This is a genomic window from Pseudomonas fluorescens, from assembly GCF_019212185.1.
In the GTDB taxonomy this organism is placed as follows: Bacteria; Pseudomonadota; Gammaproteobacteria; order Pseudomonadales; family Pseudomonadaceae; genus Aquipseudomonas.
In genome coordinates this window covers 1,821,266-1,839,173 of the sequence record NZ_CP078138.1, presented here as the reverse complement: position 1 = coordinate 1,839,173, position 17,908 = coordinate 1,821,266, and the positions used below count along the sequence as shown (strand labels likewise).

The window sequence follows — 17,908 nt, the reverse complement described above, 5'->3', positions numbered from 1 at the left end:
CGACAGGACATTCAATCAGCAAAAAAACCAACGTCCCGGCACTCGGCCGGGGCGAAAAGCAATCAACTCAGTTCGATGCGATCGGCATGAATGACAATCTGGCCGTTCTTGTACAACGCGCCGATGGCCTTCTTGAAGTTGCCCTTGCTGACGCCGAACAGGCTGCTGATCAACGCCGGATCGCTCTTGTCGCTGACCGCCAGGGTGCCGTTGTTGTCGCGCAACTTGGCGAGAATCTTCGAGTTCAGGCTGGTGGCCGCTTCTTCGCCAACCGGCTGCAGGCTCAGGCTGATCTTGCCGTCGGCGCGCACTTCCTTGATGAAGCCCTTCTCTTGTTTGCCGGCGCGCATGAACTTGAAGATTTCGTTCTTGTGAATCAAACCCCAGTGCTTGTTGTTGATGATCGCCTTGAAACCCATGTCGGTCGCTTCGGCCACCAGCAAGTCGACTTCCTGGCCTGGCTTGTAGCTGTGCGGGGTTTTGTCCAGGTAGCGATCCAGGCGCGTGGTCGCGGTGATACGGCGGGTGTGCTTGTCGAGGTAGACGTGCACCACGCAGTATTCACCGGCGGCCATCTGGCGCTTTTCTTCGGAGAACGGCAGCAGCAGGTCCTTCGGCAGGCCCCAGTCGAGGAACACACCGATGCTGTTGACTTCAACAACTTTCAAACTGGCAAATTCACCGACTTGAACTTTCGGTTTTTCAGTAGTTGCGATGAGTTTGTCAGTGCTGTCGAGATAAACAAATACGTTCAGCCAATCTTCATCTTCACTGGGAATATCTTTCGGGATATAGCGGTTGGGCAAAAGAATTTCGCCATCCGCACCACCGTCCAGATATAAACCGAAGTTAGTGTGTTTAACCACTTGCAAACTGTTGTAGCGCCCGACTAAAGCCATTTCCAAATACCCTCATTGCGTGGGCGGCATTCTACCCGTTTTTGCTGCCGCCGTTGGGTGACTGCGGATTTTCCGCTGCAAGGCGCGAATTTTGCGGGTTTCACCATGACCGGCGTCCCGCTCGTCAGGCCGTTTGCAGCACCAGCGGCCCCCTCACTACGGCGGTCACCACCTTGGTCGATACCGAGGTTCTTAATTAAAACAGTAGCTTAGGTCGAATTCCGAAAGATGGGAAAAAATACCCAGGCCGTGGTTAAAGATAAACAGAGAGATATTTACCAAGCAATTGTCAAGCATTTCATGTACGATAGCTGGCCAAATTAATTTTCTACAGGTTAATGGCCGCCATGCGCGTAAAAGCATCCACCAGCAAAGCAAAGCCAGCTCCAGCCGTTGAAACCAGCGAATCGATCAACGACCAGATTGCTGCGTTCCTCAAGTCCGGCGGCGAGATCCAGCAAATTGCCAAAGGCGTCAGCGGCCAGACGTTCGCCCCGTCCAAACAGATTACCCTGGGCAAAAAGTAATACCCCCCGCAACACCCTGGTCCCCAAGCGCTTTGAGCATCAAAGCGCCAGGACTGGACACCTCCCGCGAACTCCGCGCCTGAACTTCCCCGCATGCTCAAACTGACAATTGCGCTGATCAGCCTGCTAGCCTGCACTGCCGCCCAAGGGCAAATCTTCCAGCGCGAACTGGGCGACTACGACCTCAAGCTGGGCACCAGCCCCAGTCGCAGCATGGCCCAGGGCCTGGTCAAACCTTCGAGCAGCGGCTCCTTCCATGGCGGCCTGGACCTCAGTCACGACAGCGGTTGGTACGCCGGACAGTGGGCGCCGAGCATGGGCCTGTCGCCTGACAGCAATCTGGAAGTCGATTCCTACCTCGGTTTCAAGCGCCCCTTCGACCAGACCCTCGGCTACGAAGTGGGCATGATCCACTACAGCTACCCGCAGCTGGAGACCCTCGACAGCCAGGAGTTCTTTGCCGGCCTGACCTTGCTCGGCAGTCGCTTCGGCGCCGCCTTCAGCCTCGATCCGGACCGTCAGAACAGCACCCTGTTCGCCAATCTCAGCGGCAACGAGCCGTTCGGCGTCGGCCTCAGCGTCAAATACACCACCTATCGCCTGAACACCCCGGCGGCAATCACCGACGGCGGCTATGTGTCCAGTTTCAATGATTGGTCGGTCAAGGTCTCGCGGCCGTGGATGGGCATCGACCTGAACCTGATCTACAGTGACTCCAACCTCAGCGGCAACGGGTGCAGCGCCTATTCCGGGCATAACAGCCAATGTGATGGCTCGCTGACCTTCCGCGCCGAGCGCTCGTTCTACTGACAAGCTGAACTGCCGGGCAGTTTCCGCGTTCAGATGGCAGACACCGTCTACGCAAGGACTCGCCCATGTCGCGCTGGTTGTATCACCTGAGCCTGACCCTGATCCTCAGCCTTGCGCTGACGGCCTGTAACCGCGTCGACCTGGCCTATCGCAACCTCGATGTGATCATTCCGTGGACGCTCAACGACTACCTGGACATGAACAGCGAGCAAAAGGACTGGCTCGACCAGCGCCTCCAGCAACACCTCAGTTGGCATTGCAGCACCCAGTTGCCCGGCTACCTCGACTGGCTCGACCGCCTGCAACAGATGGTCGCCAACAATCAGGTCGACGATGCCGCCTTGCAAGCCCGGACCGCTGAAGCGCGGCAGGCAATCGCCGTCAGCGCGCGGCAAATCACCCCATCCGCCGTCCAGCTGCTGCAAGGCATGAGCGATCAACAGGTGAGCGAGATGAATCAGGCCTTCGCCAAGGACTTGCGCGAACGCCAGGACAAATACCTGAAACCGCCGCTGGCGCAGCAGGTCAAACAACGGGCCGAGCGCATGGACAAGCGCCTGCGCGATTGGCTGGGGGCGCTGAATCAAACGCAGGAACAGCGAGTGACGGCCTGGTCCACGGCGCTCGGCGAGCAGAACCAGCAGTGGATCGCCAACCGCGCGCACTGGCAGTCACAATTCAGCGCCGCCATGGCCCAACGCCAGGCGCCCGACTTCGGCAAGCGTATCGAAACCCTGCTGGTGGACCGCGAAAGCCTGTGGACCCCAGCCTACCGTCAGGCGTTCAGCGACACCGAGGCACAGGCTCGCAACCTGATCGTCGACCTGATGGCCGACAGCAGCGCCGACCAGCGCCAGCGCGTACTGCAGAAGATCGACAAGCTGCGCAGTAACTTCGAAAGTCTCAAGTGCCTGAAAACTGCCCGAGCGTCGTAAGTCTCAGGCAATCTGCGCCTTGGCCGCGACCTCTTCAAAGGTTATCGGGTCCAACCCATCGGCCTGCTCATCCAGCACCTGGCGCGGATGATCGTTTCCCGGGATGCTGCTATCGATCAGCGACAACAGGCGCGAACCGAGCGCCGTCAGAATGAAGTTCTCGCCGTTACCGCCCTGATCCTCCGGACGCGACTCGATATAGCCCCGATCCAGCAGCAGTTTTTCGTATTCCGTAGCGGTCACTTTCAGCTCGTCCAGATTGCCGGTCGGTTCACCCTGCGCCGCCTTGTCCGCCGCGTGTTGCTCGGCGTAAGGACGCGGAGTAAAGCTGTGTCCGGCACCGTTCTGCACTTCGTGCAACAGCCGTTCGATCAAATCCCAGTCGTAATAAGTAGTCATCCTGATTCAACCTCCAAAGCCTGCAAATGAGAGGGTCTACCCAAGGTGTGACCCCTGGCTTCGTGCTGTCGTTCAGCCGGGATGAGGTCATGCACTGACCAGCGGTATGTCGAAGATCAGACGTGCCGCACGACTAGTGTCTGTAAGAGCACACTCCACGCACGCAGGAGAACAGCACATGCAGATCGACAATCATCCGGTGGTGTCGCGCGAAGAATGGCTCGTCGCCCGCCGCCGACACCTGGCCCACGAAAAAGCCTTCACCCGCGAGCGCGACAAGCTCAGCGCCGAGCGCCGCGCCCTGCCCTGGGTGAAAATCGACAAGGACTACCATTTCCAGGGCGCCAACGGCGAATTGAAGCTGGCCGACCTGTTCGGCGGACGCAGCCAGCTGATCATTTACCATTTCATGTTCGCCGTTGGCTGGGACGAAGGCTGCCCAGGCTGCTCGTTTCTGTCGGACCACATCGACGGCGCCAACCAGCACCTGGCCCATCACGACGTGGCGCTGGTGGCGGTTTCCCACGCGCCATTCGCCGAGTTCCAGACGTTCAAGCGGCGCATGGGCTGGAAATTTGAATGGGTATCGTCAGAAGGTTGCGACTTCAACTATGACTTTGGCGTCACCGCCCGAGCCGAAGACGTTGCGGCTGGCACCGCGACCTACAACTACGAAAAAACCGACGACGCCGAGCAGGAACTCCCCGGCCTCAGCGTGTTTTATCGCAATCAAGCCGGCGAGTTTTTCCACACCTACTCCACTTACGCCCGTGGCCTGGACTTGCTGGTGGGCACCTATAACTACCTCGACCTGATGCCCAAGGGGCGTAACGAGGACCAGATCATGGAATGGGTGCGCCATCACGACCGTTATGAGGAAAAGGCTGCTGGCAGTTGCTGTCACTCCGGCTGAACTATTGTGCGTCTGTGGCCCTCAACCGGTTAACTCCGCCAACCGAGGCCACGCCCATGAACAGCCTATTGAAACTGACCCTCGTCGCCACCCTGTGCAGCACCCTGCCCGCCTGGGCTTGCACGCCGGAGGAAGCCACCGGCAAACGTGAAGAACTGGCGCAACGGGTCGCCAAGCTCACCGAACAGAATCCGGTGAAGGCCAAGGAAATGAATGAGGAATTGCAGAAGATGGACCTGGGTACTGCGGCGGCAGATCTGCCGGACAAGTGCCAGTTGATCGATCAGCGGCTCAAGGAGCTGGATGCGGCGGAGCAGAAGGCCGAGGGTTGATCGTCGAGATCATTGTAGGAGCAGCCGGGCTGCTCCTACAAATTGCGAAGAGGTTTACTCAGCCGCTGGCGCTTCCGGCTTACGACGCTTGAGCGGCGCCATGCCGTCATTGCTGACCAGCGACGGAGCCTCGGCCTTCGGCCGGTTGGCGCTCTTGCGCTTGGTTGGGGTCTTGGCCACTGACTTCTTCTTGTCACCCTTGGCGTCGGTCTTTTTCTTCTTCACGCCAACGGCTTTACCCGAAGCCTTGACCTTTTTCGGTCCGCCATAGGTGCCTTTGACTTCCTTGATGGTGCGGCGCTCGAAGCTCTGCTTGAGGTAGCGCTCGATGCTCGACATCAGGTTCCAGTCGCCGTGGCAGATCAGCGAGATCGCCAGGCCATCGTTGCCGGCACGCCCGGTACGACCGATACGGTGTACGTACTCGTCGCCGCTGCGTGGCATGTCGAAGTTGATCACCAGGTCCAGGCCGTCGACGTCCAGGCCGCGGGCGGCAACGTCGGTGGCAACGAGGATTTTCACCCCGCCCTGCTTCAGGCGATCGATCGCCAGTTTGCGATCCTTCTGGTCTTTCTCGCCATGCAGCACGAACGCCTTGTATTCCTGCGCCACCAGGCGACCGTAGATGCGGTCAGCCATGGCTCGGGTGTTGGTGAAGACGATGGCCTTCTGGTAGGTCTCGTTGGCCAGCAGCCAGTTGACGATCTGCTCTTTGTGCTGGTTATGGTCGGCAGTGATGATCTGCTGACGCGTAGTGTCGTTCAGTTGGCTGACCGCGTTGAGCTGCAGGTGCTCGGGGTTGTTCAGCACCTTGGCGATCATCTCGCGCAGGCCCGAACCACCGGTGGTGGCGGAGAACAGCATGGTTTGCTGACGGTTCGGGCATTCGTCAACCAGACGCTGGACGTCTTCGGCAAAGCCCATGTCGAGCATGCGGTCGGCTTCGTCCAGCACCAGCACTTCAACTTCTTTCAGGTCGAGATTACCGGCGTTCAGTTGCTCGATCATCCGCCCCGGCGTGCCGATCAGGATGTCCGGCACCTTGCGCAGCATCGCGGCCTGGACCTTGAAGTCTTCGCCGCCAGTGATCAGGCCGGACTTGATGAAAGTGAACTGCGAAAAGCGCTCGACTTCCTTCAGAGTCTGCTGGGCCAGCTCGCGGGTCGGCAACAGGATCAGGGTCTTGATGCTGACGCGGATCTTCGCCGGACCGATCAGGCGATTGAGGATCGGCAGGACGAATGCAGCGGTCTTACCGCTACCGGTTTGCGCCGTCACCCGCAGGTCACGCCCTTGCAGCGCCAGCGGGATAGCCGCTGCTTGCACTGGCGTTGGCTCGACAAATTTAAGCTCGGCCACGGCTTTGAGCAGGCGTTCGTGCAGGGCGAATTGGGAAAACACGGGTGCTACCTCGAGGAAATACAAAAAATCAGCTGCATAGGGTAACAATTTCGAGCGCTCAGGCCGAGTTTCTTTGTGCAAACGGACACAAAGACTGGGTATTTTCTTCGCAGACTTGACCCAGGACCTGACCTGTCAGCCCGTAAATGCTCTAATCGAGCCCGCCCTGCCCTATAGAAGAATCGTTTTAGCTTATGGATCTCAAACAGCTTTGGCTCAACACCCAGGAACTCTGGACAACCCTGGAGCAGCACCCGCGTCTGTACTCCGCCCTGGCCCTGCTGGCCTTGCTGGCGGTGGCACTGATCGTTGGACGAGTGGCGCGCTACCTGATCCTGCAAGGCGTCAAGTTACTTGGCCGGCAGCCGACCCTGCACTGGGTCAATGACCTGTTGCACAACAAAGTCTTCCATCGCCTGGCACAGATGACGCCATCGCTGGTGGTGCAGTTCGGCCTGAACCTGATTCCCGAACTGAACAAAATCACCCTGAACTTCCTCGACAATCTCGCCCTGGCGTTCACCATCCTGTTCCTGACGCTGGCCATCAGCGCCCTGCTCAGCGCCCTGCTCGACATCTATGCCCGCACCGAACACGCGCGCACCCGCTCGATCAAGGGCTACGTGCAGCTGGCGAAGATGGTGTTGTTCGTGTTTGGCGCGATCATCATCGTCGCCACCCTGATCGACCGTTCGCCGCTATTACTGCTGTCCGGTCTCGGCGCCATGTCGGCGGTGATTCTGTTGGTCTACAAGGACACCCTGCTGTCCTTCGTCGCCAGCGTACAACTGACCAGCAACGACATGCTGCGGGTCGGCGACTGGATCGAAATGCCACAAGTCGGTGCCGATGGCGACGTGGTCGACATCACCCTGCACACGGTCAAAGTGCAGAATTTCGACAAGACCATCGTCTCGATCCCCACCTGGCGCCTGATGTCCGAATCCTTCAAGAACTGGCGCGGCATGCAGGCCTCCGGTGGTCGGCGGATCAAGCGCAGCCTGTTTATCGATGCCAGCGGCGTGCGTTTCATCACCGATGACGAAGAGCAGCGCCTGACCCAGGTGCGCCTGCTCACCGACTACATGGGCCGCAAACAAGCCGAGCTCAAGGCCTGGAACGAGGCCCAGGGCAATGTCGCGGCAATGTCCGCCAACCGCCGGCGCATGACCAACATCGGCACCTTCCGCGCCTATGCCCTGGCCTACCTGAAGAGCCACCCGGAAATCCAGCCGAACATGACCTGCATGGTCCGCCAGATGCAGACCACCGCCCAGGGCATCCCGCTGGAAATCTACTGCTTCACCCGAACCACCGCCTGGGCCGATTACGAACGTATTCAGGGCGATATTTTCGATTATCTGCTGGCGGTGCTGCCGGAGTTTGGCTTGAGCTTGTATCAGCAGCCGAGCGGTAATGATCTGCGCGCCGGGATTCTGCCGGCGGTGCTGGGGGCCAGCTCTGTAGCGCAGTTGGAGAAGCACACGGGCTGATCAGGCTGCATCACCGCGAAGCAATGCAAGATGGCCCCCTTGGAAAAACGCGGCGCTTTGGTTGAGGACGAGCGTCGCGCCTCCCTCCCCCGGCACCTTTGCGCAAAGGTGCTAACCCTGATGAAGGTCCATCTTGTAGCCAGCCCCGGGCGCCCCCTCATGCAGTGCGGTTTGAATCCGCTGGTACACCGCATTGGCCTCAGCGGCGGTGATCGAGCGGGAACAATCGCGCAGAACCACCCGCAGCAAGAGGTTTTCCTGGCCCGGCAACAACCCCAATCGCTCGATGGCCTGCACAGGAAGTTGCGCTTCGCCCCAGCGCCCGATTATCTGCATCTCTTCGATCCAGCCTGAACACTCTCCAGCCGCCAGTAGCATTTTTTCCGTCAATAGTTCCTCGCTTTGCCCCGGGGTGACCGCCAGGGATATGTCCCGGGTAATCGACGGCAACCGTGAAACCGCGCGCCAGGGCAGCAGGTCATGCATCTGTGCTTGCACTCGCTCGTTGGTGTCGCGCAGCAAACGAATGTCAGGGATGCCTTTGCGTAACATGGTCAGGCGATCCAGCCCCATGCCCAGGGCCAGTCCGCCATGGCGGGCGGGATCGATCTGCAACCGTTGCAACAACGACTTCGCGATGCAGCCGCACTCCAGCACCTCCACCGGTTGCCCATCGTTGAGCACATTGATTTCGATTCCACCCTCGGTGTAATGGTGCGGGCTATCGCTATGGACCCAGGCAGCGTCAGGCACCGCCAATTGGAGAATGTCGCCGACCAGCCGCAGCAAGTGCTCACGCGTCGCCAGTTCCGGCTCGCCCAGGACCCAGATGTCCATCTGATGGGGTTCGGCGCAATGCCACCGATCGCGACTGTCACGCCGGAACGTAATCCCGGGCGCCGCCAGCAGAACGGTTTCACCCGCTCGACGCTGCTCGGCCGCCCGCTGCAGTGCCGCCGGAATCTGACTGGTGGTCTGGGTGCGCAGCAACGAACACTCATCGACCCAACGGGTGTGTTCGCTGCCCAGGGTGATTTCAGCCGGGTCGTAGCCCAGTAGCCTATAGTTCTCCTGGGCGGAGACGATTCGTGGGCCGGTCTGGATTTGCGCAGTCGGCCAGCCTTTGCTGGCGAGCCCGTCGAGGATTTGCGTGAGCAACAGCCGAATGGCGTGATCGGGGGAAGAAGGCTTGGTCAGGTCAATCTGCGATAGGGCCTGTTGGACGGCGGGAGTTGCCAGGCAGGTTTTCGACGCATGCATTCGTAGGTTTTCCTCATGTGCAGACCTGACAAATTGCCAACCCTCATGAGGCCAAACCTACGTATACATTTTGGGCACTACAACCGATAAAGCGGCCGGTTTGAATTTTCAGAACAGGACTACAGAGCCCTCTTACGCCAGGGATTTTCGGCGCACGCCCAACCGACTGATCCACACCGCACCGATAATCACCAAGCCTCCCAACAATAACCGCCCGAGCTCTTCATGCTCGTTCCAGATCAGCAGGTTCAACAACAGCCCCACCGGCACATGCAGGTTGTTCATCACCGCCAGGGTGCCGCCGTTGACCAGGCAGGCGCCTTTGTTCCACCAGTACAGGCCGAGTGCCGTCGAGACCAGGCCGAGGAACAGCAGCACGGCCCATTGCAGCGGCGCTTCGGGGAGGAAGTTGCTTTTGCCGAACAGCAGGAACGCCGGCAACACCACCAGCAAGGCGCCGAGGTAGAAGTAGCCGAAGCGTCGGTAATGCGGCAGGTCGCTGGGGTGGCGGGCGACCAGGTGCTTGTACATGACTTGCCCGGCGGCGTAGGTGAAGTTGGCCAGTTGCAGCAGCAAAAAGCCCATCAGGAAGTCGGGGCTGATGCGGTCGTAGCGGATCACCGCGGCGCCGAGCACGGCTACCAAAGCCGCGACCAGGGCCCAGGGATTGAAGCGGCGGTTCAGCGCGTCTTCGATCAGGGTCACGTGCAGCGGGGTGAGGATGGTGAACAACAGCACTTCCGGCACTGTCAGTACGCGGAAGCTCAGGTACAGGCAGACGTAGGTCACGCCGAACTGCAGGGCGCCGATCACCAGCATGCCGCGCATGAACGAAGGCTCCACCGAGCGCCAGCGGGTCAGTGGGATGAACACCAACCCGGCCAGCAGCACCCGCACCAGCACCGCGAAGTAACTGTCGACATGACCCGCAAGGTATTCGCCGATCAAACTGAAGGAAAACGCCTGGATCAGCGTGACAACAAGTAGATAGCCCATATTCGCCTCATTTTCGATGGCGGCGACGATAACGGGTTTTGCCCTTGATCGCGAGGTCACGTCCTCTGTAGGAGCTGGCTTGCCAGCGAAAAACGCCAGGACACCGCGACTATTCAGACAGCCCACGTCATCGTTGACGACCATCGCTAGCAGGGCTAGCTCCCACGGGGATCCGGATCACTCAGAGAAATTGTGCGCACCGCAAAAACTATGTGGGAGCGAGCCTGCTCGCGATGGGGCCAGCCCAGTCGATACATTTGCTGGCTGATCCACCGCTATCGCCAGCAGGCTGGCTCCTACAAAGGAGGCATGGTCACTGACAAAAATCGAGGCAAAAAAAAGCCCGATCTCGCTAAAGCGTGCAATCGGGCTAGAGCACTCAGGAGCAACAAGTGCAAAGGGAGGTTCGATGCGCGTGGAACCTTGAAGGGGTGCGCCAGATCACTAGACCATCCAGGGATTATCTGGCGATTAACATATCAAGCCACCTGGGACAGCTGGGCGTTGGCCTGATTCAGGCCTTTTTCGTGGAAGTCGCCGCCCAGGTTCAGGCCTTCGGCATGGATGAAGGTCACGTCGTGGATGCCGATGAAGCCCATGACCTGACGCAGGTACGGTTCCTGGTGGTCGCTGTTGCTGCCGGCGTAGATGCCGCCTCGAGCGGTCAGGACGTAGGCACGCTTGCCGCTGAGCAGGCCTTGCGGGCCGGTTGCGGTGTACTTGAAGGTCACACCGGCACGCAGCACGTGGTCGAGCCAGGCTTTAAGGGTGCTGGGGATCGCGAAGTTGTACATCGGCGCGGCCATCACCAGCACGTCGGCGGCGAGCAGTTCGTCAGTCAGCAGGTTGGAACGTTCCAGCGAAGCCTGTTCGATCTCGGTGCGCTGCTCGGCAGGCTTCATCCAGCCGCCCAACAGGTTAGCATCGAGGTGCGGCACCGGCTGGGTGGCCAAGTCACGCACGGTGATCTGGTCGGCGGGGTGCGCGGCTTGCCATTGGGCGATGAAGGTCTGGGTCAGTTGACGAGAGACCGAGTCTTGCTGGCGGGCGCTGCTTTCGATGATCAGAACACGGGACATGGCTTGTAAGCTCCATCGGTGAATGCGGTAAGTCGATGGAGTGAAGATTAAACAGAGTCATATCGATGAAAAAGCGCAAATAACTGCTATAACCCATCAAGAAATTCGTTTATAAGCGAAGCAGGCTCAACGACGCGCTCCGCTTGAACTCATTTCGGACTGCAGTTCACCGTCAGGTACAGCTTGATGATCTTGCGACTGAACTTGGCCGACAGCTCGGCGTTTTTCCCCGGTTCCAGGCTGACTCGTCGGGTGCGCGGTGATTCCGGGCCGTTGCGAAAGACCACCTTGCAGTCGGCGGCCTTGTCCCCATAGTTGCTCAGGGTGATCGAACCCATGTCGTAGTCGGTGGCGTAGGTGGTGTAGTCGATTTTCAGGCCGTTAAGCTGCTTTTCGACATCGATGGGATAGGCAAACGCACTCAACGGCAAGATCGCCAGGACCAGACAACAGATTTTTTTCATTCGGCAGCCTCCAATGGGAGGCGCCAGCTTAGGACAAGAGGAGCCCCTCATGAAAGCGCCCCGCGTGACCCTTGATCAATGGCGCACGCTGCAAGCCGTGGTCGACCATGGCGGTTTCGCTCAGGCCGCCGAGGCACTGCACCGCTCGCAATCGTCGGTGAGCTACACCGTGGCGCGCATGCAGGACCAACTTGGCGTGCCGCTGTTGCGCATCGACGGGCGCAAGGCGGTGCTGACCGAAGCCGGTGGCGTGCTACTGCGGCGCTCGCGTCAACTGGTCAAACAAGCCAGCCAGTTGGAAGATCTGGCGCACCATATGGAACAGGGTTGGGAGGCTGAGGTGCGTCTGGTGGTCGACGCCGCCTACCCCAGCGCCCGCCTGGTCCGCGCCCTCACCGCCTTCATGCCGCAGAGCCGTGGCTGCAGGGTGCGCCTGCGCGAGGAAGTGCTGTCCGGGGTCGAAGAGGTACTGCACGAAGGGGTGGCGGACCTGGCCATCAGCAGTTTCAGCATCCCCGGCTACCTGGGCGCGGAACTCAGCGACGTCGAGTTCGTCGCGGTCGCCCATCCTGAACACGCGTTGCACCGGCTCAATCGCGAATTGAATTTCCAGGACCTGGAAAGCCAGTTGCAAGTGGTGATCCGCGACTCCGGCCGTCAGCAGCCACGCGACGTCGGCTGGCTCGGCGCCGAGCAACGCTGGACCGTCGGCAGCCTGGCCACCGCCGCGACCTTCGTCGGCAGCGGCCTGGGCTTTGCCTGGCTGCCACGGCACATGATCGAGCGCGAATTGAAAGAAGGCGTGCTCAAGCCGCTGCCACTGGATCAGGGTGGCAGTCGCAATCCCAGCTTCTATCTTTACTCGAACAAGGACAAACCCCTGGGCCCGGCCACGCAGATTCTCATCGAGCTGCTTCGCACTTTCGACACCGCACCGCTGGACGCCCCGTTCGCCGCCCCCGAACAAGCCTGACAAGGAATTGCACCGTGGCCTATTTCGAGCATGAAGGTTGCACCCTGCATTACGAGGAATACGGCCACGGCACCCCGCTGCTGCTGATCCACGGCCTGGGGTCAAGCACCCTCGATTGGGAAAAACAGATTGCCGAGTTGTCGGCGCACTACCGTGTGATCGTTCCCGACGTGCGCGGTCACGGCCGCTCCGACAAACCCCGAGAGCGCTACAGCATTGCCGGTTTCAGCGCCGACCTGGTGGCCCTGATCGAACACCTGAACCTCGGTCCGGCCCATCTGGTGGGGCTGTCCATGGGCGGGATGATCGGTTTCCAGTTGGCGGTGGATCAACCGCCCCTGCTCAAGAGCCTGACCATCGTCAACAGCGGGCCGCAGGTCAAGCTGCGCACGGTTGACGACTATTGGCAGTGGTTCAAGCGCTGGAGCCTGATGCATGTGCTCAGCCTCGGCGCTATCGGCAAGGCCCTCGGCGGCAAACTGTTCCCCCATCCGGATCAAGCCGAGCTGCGGCAGAAAATGGCCGAACGCTGGGCAAAAAACGACAAACGTGCTTATCTCGCCAGCTTCAATGCCATTGTTGGCTGGGGCGTTCAGGAACGACTGGCGAAAGTCACCTGTCCAACCCTGATCATTAGCGCCGACCGCGACTACACGCCGGTGGCGCTGAAAGAGGCCTATGTCAAACTGCTGCCCGATGCGCGGCTGGTGGTGATCGAGAACTCCCGTCACGCCACCCCACTGGACCAGCCGCAACGCTTCAACCAGACCTTGCTCGAATTTTTAACCACCGTTGACACACCCAACCAGGATCACTGACCCATGCTGAAAAAAATCGCCCTTGTGGCCGGCTCCGTGCTGTTCGCCGCCAACCTGATGGCCGCCGAACCGGCCAAGGCACCCCACGTACTGATCGACACCACCAACGGCCAGATCGAAATCGAACTGGATCCGGTCAAGGCACCGATCAGTACCAAGAACTTCCTTGAGTACGTCGACAGCGGCTTCTACACCAACACCATTTTCCACCGGGTGATCCCGGGATTCATGGTCCAGGGGGGTGGCTTCACCCAGCAGATGTCGCAGAAAGACACCAGGGACCCGATCAAGAACGAAGCCAGCAACGGCCTGCATAACGTCCGTGGCACGCTGTCGATGGCCCGTACTTCCGATCCGAACTCGGCCACCAGCCAATTCTTCATCAACGTCGCCGACAATGATTTCCTGAACCCGGGTCGTGATGCCGGTTATGCGGTGTTCGCCAAAGTGGTCAAGGGCATGGACGTGGTCGACGTCATCGTCAACTCGCAAACCACCACCAAACAAGGCATGCAGAACGTGCCGGTTGACCCAGTCATCATCAAGTCCGCCAAGCGCATCAACTAAGCTGTACCAGGCGTCCTGAGCGGCAGCGACGGGTTGATCGCGCCGCTCGCATCAATGACAAGGAGAGCCCGCACGCGGGCGTTAGACTGATGCTTTATCGCCGCTTCGAACGACTCATCGATATTTTCCGTGAAGCCCCGACGGCGGCCCCGCCGAATCGGGTCCTGCCTTTCTATATTTACTACCTGCGCCAGGTCTGGCCGAGTTTCGTCGCGTTGCTGGTGGTCGGCCTGTTCGCCGCACTGGTCGAAGTGGCGCTGTTCAGTTACCTGAGCCGGATCATCGACCTCGCCCAGGGCACACCCAATCCGGATTTTTTCGCGCAGCATGGCTGGGAGCTGGCGTGGATGGCGGTGGTGGCGCTGATCTTGCGCCCGGTGTTCGTCGGCCTGCATGACCTGCTGGTGCACCAGACCCTGAGCCCGGGCATGACCAGCCTGATCCGCTGGCAGAACCACAGCTACGTGCTCAAGCAGAGCCTGAATTTCTTCCAGAACGATTTCGCCGGACGCATCGCCCAACGCATCATGCAGACCGGCAACTCCCTGCGCGACTCCGCCGTGCAGGCGGTGGACGCGCTATGGCATGTGCTGATCTACGCGATCAGCTCGCTGGTGCTGTTCGCCGAGGCCGACTGGCGCCTGATGATCCCGCTGCTGAGCTGGATCGCCGCCTACATCGCCGCCCTCTGCTACTTCGTACCCCGGGTCAAGGAACGCTCGGTGGTGTCCTCCGATGCCCGCTCGAAACTGATGGGGCGGATCGTCGACGGCTACACCAACATCACCACCCTCAAGCTGTTCGCCCATACCAACTTCGAGCAGCAGTACGCCCGCGAAGCGATTGCCGAGCAGACCGAGAAATCCCAGCTGGCCGGGCGCGTGGTCACCAGCATGGACGTGGTCATCACCAGCATGAACGGCCTGCTGATCGTCGGCACCACCGGCCTGGCGCTGTGGCTGTGGACCCAGTCGCTGATCTCGGTGGGGGCGATTGCCCTGGCCACCGGCCTGGTGATCCGCATCGTCAACATGTCGGGCTGGATCATGTGGGTGGTCAACGGCATCTTCGAAAATATCGGAATGGTTCAGGACGGCCTGCAGACCATCGCCCAGCCCATCAGCGTCACCGACCACGAAGCGGCACCGCGTCTGGAAGTCAGCCGTGGCGAGGTACGTTTCGAACACGTGGCCTTCCATTACGGCAAGCGCAGCGGGGTCATCAGCGACCTCAACCTGACCATCAAGCCCGGCGAAAAGATTGGCTTGATCGGTCCGTCCGGCGCCGGCAAATCGACCCTGGTGAATCTGCTACTGCGCCTGTACGACGTGCAGGAAGGGCAGATTCTGATCGACGGCCAGAACATTGCCCACGTCGCCCAGGAAAGCCTGCGCGAACGCATCGGCATGATCACTCAGGACACTTCACTGCTGCACCGCTCGATCCGCGACAACCTGCTGTACGGCAAACCCGACGCCAGCGACGCCGAACTCTGGGAAGCGGTACACAAAGCCCGTGCCGATGAGTTCATCCCGCAGCTGTCGGACGCCGAAGGCCGAACCGGTTTCGATGCCCATGTCGGTGAGCGCGGGGTGAAACTCTCCGGCGGCCAGCGGCAACGCATCGCGATTGCCCGGGTGCTGCTCAAGGACGCGCCGATCCTGATCATGGACGAAGCGACCTCGGCGCTGGATTCGGAAGTCGAAGCAGCGATCCAGGAAAGCCTGGAAACCCTGATGCAAGGCAAGACCGTGATCGCCATCGCCCACCGCCTGTCGACCATTGCGCGCATGGACCGGCTGGTGGTGCTGGAGCACGGACGGATCGCCGAAAGCGGCACCCATGCCGAACTGCTGGCCCACGGCGGCTTGTATGCGCGACTGTGGCAGCATCAGACAGGCGGGTTCGTCGGCATCGACTGACCCCGCACGCGCCCCGCCATCAAGCGCCAGAGCCCGGACACAGGGGCTCTGGCGTTTTTTTGTGCGAGTGGAATTTCGCAAAAAGCCTGCTGTACTCAGCACAATGTTTTCAGTGGAGGCTTGTGTAGGAGCGAGCCTGCTCGCTCCTACACAATCATCGTATTGGCTGAAAGCAGCACAGGTTCTGGAGATGGTTCTGTAGTACATCTACGCAGGCACACGGCAGCGTTAACTCGAAAGGGTACTCTCAAATGTCTCTGTTAAAACGTTCGGCTACAGAGTTGGTAGGTACGTTCTGGCTGGTGTTGGGTGGTTGCGGTAGCGCGGTGCTGGCGGCCGCGTTTCCGGAGGTGGGAATCGGCCTACTGGGGGTCGCCCTGGCATTTGGCTTGACGGTGCTGACCATGGCCTTTGCCATCGGCCATATTTCCGGCTGTCACCTGAACCCGGCGGTGTCGTTGGGACTGGTGGTCGGGGGGCGCTTTCCGGCCAGTGAGCTACCGGCCTACATCATTGCCCAGGTGCTCGGCGGGGTCATTGCCGCAGCCCTGCTGTACTTCATTGCCAGCGGCAAGCCCGGTTTCGAATTGGCCAGCGGCCTGGCGTCGAACGGCTATGGCGATCACTCCCCCGGCGGTTACTCGATGGCTTCGGGCTTTGTCACCGAACTGGTGATGACCGCGATGTTCATCCTGATCATCCTCGGTGCCACCGACAAACGCGCCCCGGCCGGCTTTGCACCGATTGCCATTGGCCTGGCGCTGACCCTGATTCACCTGATCTCGATTCCCGTCACCAACACCTCGGTCAACCCGGCGCGCAGCACCGGGCCGGCGCTGATTGTCGGCGGCTGGGCGATCCAGCAGTTGTGGCTATTCTGGGTCGCACCCCTGCTCGGCGCAGTGGTCGGTGGCGTGCTGTATCGCTGGTTGGGCAAAGAGTCCGACTGAATTGCAGTATGGGGATCAGCCTTGCCGATAAGGCAAGGCGTTCCTCGCTTCCTGCGCATAACCCAACACGCCCTCGCGCTCACGCTGCAAAAAGTCGCTGACCGCCGCTTTCAGCCCGGGATGGCGCAGGTAATGCCAAGAATGAGTGATCACCGGTTCGAAACCGCGAATCAGTTTGTGCTCGCCTTGGGCGCCAGCGTCGAAGCGTTGGAAACCATGAGCGATCGCATAATCCATGCCCTGATAAAAACAGGTCTCGAAATGCAGCCGATCGAACTCCGCCAGGCAACCCCAATAACGCCCATAGAAGCTGTCACCGCCCACCAGGCTGAACGCCATGGCCACCGGCCGCGTGCCCTGGCGAGCCAGCACCACACGAATCGCCTCTGGCATGCGCTCGGCCAGCAGGCTGAAAAACTCCCGCGTCAGATAGGGTGACTGCCGACGCACCGCATAGGTATTGGCGTAGCAGGCATAGACGAAATCCCACTGCGCCTGATCCAGTTGCTCACCGCTCAGCCACTCGAACTCGATGCCCTGCCCCGCCACCTGCTCGCGCTCCTTGCGCATCTGTTTGCGCTTGCGCGAACTGAGGGCGTCGAGAAAGTCCTGGAAGTCCCGATAGCCACGGTTCTGCCAGTGATATTGGCAGCCAATGCGTTGCAGCCAACCGGCTTGCCCAGCCAGCGCGGCATCGGTGAAGGGGTCGGTGAAGTTGATATGGGCACTGGAAAGCTCTTCGATCTCCAGGTATCCGGGCAGGCTATTGAGCAGTTCAAAACCGTTCTCGATACTTGCGGCCAGCAAACGCGGTCCACTGACCGGACTGAACGGCACGGCGCTGAGCAACTTTGGGTAGTAGACAATGCCGGCCCGCTCGCAGGCGTCAGCCCAGCCATGGTCGAACACGTACTCGCCGTAGGAATGCCATTTTCGGTAGCTGGGCAATGCCGCCAACAGGCGGCCGTCTTCGATGTGCAGCAGGTGCTCCGGCTGCCAGCCGCTGTGGGCAGCGAGGCTGCCACTGTCTTCCAGGGCGCTGAGGAAGGCATGGCGCAGGAACGGTTGCGAGTCGGGCACCAGGGCATCCCACTCGTGCGCGGCAATGGCGGACAAACTGTCCAAAACGTGTAACGGCATGCTGTTCCCCGCGGGTGCAACCTCAAGACC

At 60.3% G+C, this 17,908-nt stretch carries 19 protein-coding genes; 11 read left to right on the top strand and 8 right to left on the bottom strand.

All coding sequences use genetic code 11. From position 1 onward, the window contains the following. Positions 1-62: 62 nt before the first annotated feature. Positions 63-899, bottom strand: a complete 837-nt coding sequence (locus KW062_RS08150) for a CvfB family protein (protein ID WP_027619170.1) — start codon at positions 897-899, stop codon at positions 63-65. 338 nt (positions 900-1,237) lie between these two features. Between KW062_RS08150 and KW062_RS08145 the strand changes: the two genes are divergently transcribed. The 3 genes from KW062_RS08145 (at position 1,238) to KW062_RS08135 (ending at position 3,171) form a co-directional block, all read left to right on the top strand. After that, positions 1,238-1,426: a hypothetical protein gene (locus tag KW062_RS08145; protein ID WP_027619171.1), complete on the top strand. Its 189-nt coding sequence runs from the start codon at positions 1,238-1,240 to the stop codon at positions 1,424-1,426. 93 nt (positions 1,427-1,519) lie between these two features. Then, a complete protein-coding gene (locus tag KW062_RS08140) occupies positions 1,520-2,236 on the top strand; it encodes a TorF family putative porin (protein WP_027619172.1) in 717 nt (238 codons plus the stop codon). 65 nt (positions 2,237-2,301) lie between these two features. Beyond that, entirely contained in the window at positions 2,302-3,171 is an 870-nt protein-coding gene (locus tag KW062_RS08135; RefSeq protein WP_105754329.1) for a DUF6279 family lipoprotein, read from the top strand. A gap of 3 nt (positions 3,172-3,174) precedes the next feature. Here KW062_RS08135 and KW062_RS08130 read toward each other — a convergent pair whose 3' ends face one another. Beyond that, positions 3,175-3,570: a transcriptional regulator gene (locus KW062_RS08130; RefSeq protein WP_105754328.1), complete on the bottom strand. Its 396-nt coding sequence runs from the start codon at positions 3,568-3,570 to the stop codon at positions 3,175-3,177. Positions 3,571-3,748: 178 nt separating this feature from the next. Between KW062_RS08130 and KW062_RS08125 the strand changes: the two genes are divergently transcribed. Then, positions 3,749-4,483, top strand: a complete 735-nt coding sequence (locus KW062_RS08125) for a DUF899 domain-containing protein (RefSeq protein ID WP_105754327.1) — start codon at positions 3,749-3,751, stop codon at positions 4,481-4,483. A 56-nt stretch (positions 4,484-4,539) separates the two neighbouring features. Then, positions 4,540-4,815: a hypothetical protein gene (locus KW062_RS08120; RefSeq protein ID WP_105754326.1), complete on the top strand. Its 276-nt coding sequence runs from the start codon at positions 4,540-4,542 to the stop codon at positions 4,813-4,815. Between the two features lie 54 nt (positions 4,816-4,869). Here KW062_RS08120 and KW062_RS08115 read toward each other — a convergent pair whose 3' ends face one another. Then, positions 4,870-6,216, bottom strand: coding sequence for a DEAD/DEAH box helicase (locus KW062_RS08115; protein WP_027619177.1), 1,347 nt, complete (start codon positions 6,214-6,216; stop codon positions 4,870-4,872). Between the two features lie 194 nt (positions 6,217-6,410). Between KW062_RS08115 and KW062_RS08110 the strand changes: the two genes are divergently transcribed. Continuing rightward, positions 6,411-7,709, top strand: coding sequence for a mechanosensitive ion channel family protein (locus tag KW062_RS08110; protein WP_105754325.1), 1,299 nt, complete (start codon positions 6,411-6,413; stop codon positions 7,707-7,709). 111 nt (positions 7,710-7,820) lie between these two features. Here the strand turns inward: KW062_RS08110 and srmL are convergent, their stop codons facing one another. The 4 genes from srmL to KW062_RS08090 all read right to left on the bottom strand — a co-directional run bounded on the left by srmL (position 7,821) and on the right by KW062_RS08090 (position 11,508). After that, a complete protein-coding gene (gene srmL, locus KW062_RS08105; protein ID WP_105754324.1) occupies positions 7,821-8,969 on the bottom strand; it encodes a PheS-related mystery ligase SrmL in 1,149 nt (382 codons plus the stop codon). Positions 8,970-9,101: 132 nt separating this feature from the next. Next, positions 9,102-9,965, bottom strand: coding sequence for a carboxylate/amino acid/amine transporter (locus tag KW062_RS08100; protein WP_105754323.1), 864 nt, complete (start codon positions 9,963-9,965; stop codon positions 9,102-9,104). Positions 9,966-10,444: 479 nt separating this feature from the next. Continuing rightward, positions 10,445-11,044, bottom strand: coding sequence for an FMN-dependent NADH-azoreductase (locus tag KW062_RS08095; protein WP_027619181.1), 600 nt, complete (start codon positions 11,042-11,044; stop codon positions 10,445-10,447). Positions 11,045-11,193: 149 nt separating this feature from the next. Beyond that, the gene (locus KW062_RS08090) at positions 11,194-11,508 is read right to left on the bottom strand and encodes a hypothetical protein (RefSeq protein ID WP_027619182.1); all 315 of its coding nucleotides are present in this window, start codon (positions 11,506-11,508) and stop codon (positions 11,194-11,196) included. 49 nt (positions 11,509-11,557) lie between these two features. Between KW062_RS08090 and KW062_RS08085 the strand changes: the two genes are divergently transcribed. The 5 genes from KW062_RS08085 to aqpZ all read left to right on the top strand — a co-directional run bounded on the left by KW062_RS08085 (position 11,558) and on the right by aqpZ (position 16,738). Then, positions 11,558-12,481 carry a LysR family transcriptional regulator gene (locus tag KW062_RS08085; RefSeq protein ID WP_105754322.1) on the top strand — a complete coding sequence of 308 codons (924 nt, stop codon included), beginning with the start codon at positions 11,558-11,560 and terminating at the stop codon, positions 12,479-12,481. A gap of 14 nt (positions 12,482-12,495) precedes the next feature. After that, positions 12,496-13,299: an alpha/beta fold hydrolase gene (locus KW062_RS08080; RefSeq protein ID WP_105754321.1), complete on the top strand. Its 804-nt coding sequence runs from the start codon at positions 12,496-12,498 to the stop codon at positions 13,297-13,299. Positions 13,300-13,302: 3 nt separating this feature from the next. After that, positions 13,303-13,866 (top strand): peptidylprolyl isomerase, encoded by a 564-nt coding sequence (locus KW062_RS08075; protein ID WP_027619185.1) that lies wholly within the window; start codon positions 13,303-13,305, stop codon positions 13,864-13,866. A gap of 89 nt (positions 13,867-13,955) precedes the next feature. Continuing rightward, positions 13,956-15,788, top strand: coding sequence for an ABC transporter ATP-binding protein (locus KW062_RS08070; RefSeq protein WP_027619186.1), 1,833 nt, complete (start codon positions 13,956-13,958; stop codon positions 15,786-15,788). A gap of 251 nt (positions 15,789-16,039) precedes the next feature. After that, positions 16,040-16,738: an aquaporin Z gene (aqpZ, locus tag KW062_RS08065; RefSeq protein ID WP_027619187.1), complete on the top strand. Its 699-nt coding sequence runs from the start codon at positions 16,040-16,042 to the stop codon at positions 16,736-16,738. Positions 16,739-16,753: 15 nt separating this feature from the next. On the opposite strand, the gene KW062_RS08060 is transcribed toward aqpZ, so the two are convergent. Then, complete coding sequence (locus tag KW062_RS08060; protein WP_105754320.1) at positions 16,754-17,878, bottom strand: GNAT family N-acetyltransferase; 1,125 nt, start codon at positions 17,876-17,878, stop codon at positions 16,754-16,756. Positions 17,879-17,908: the final 30 nt, after the last annotated feature.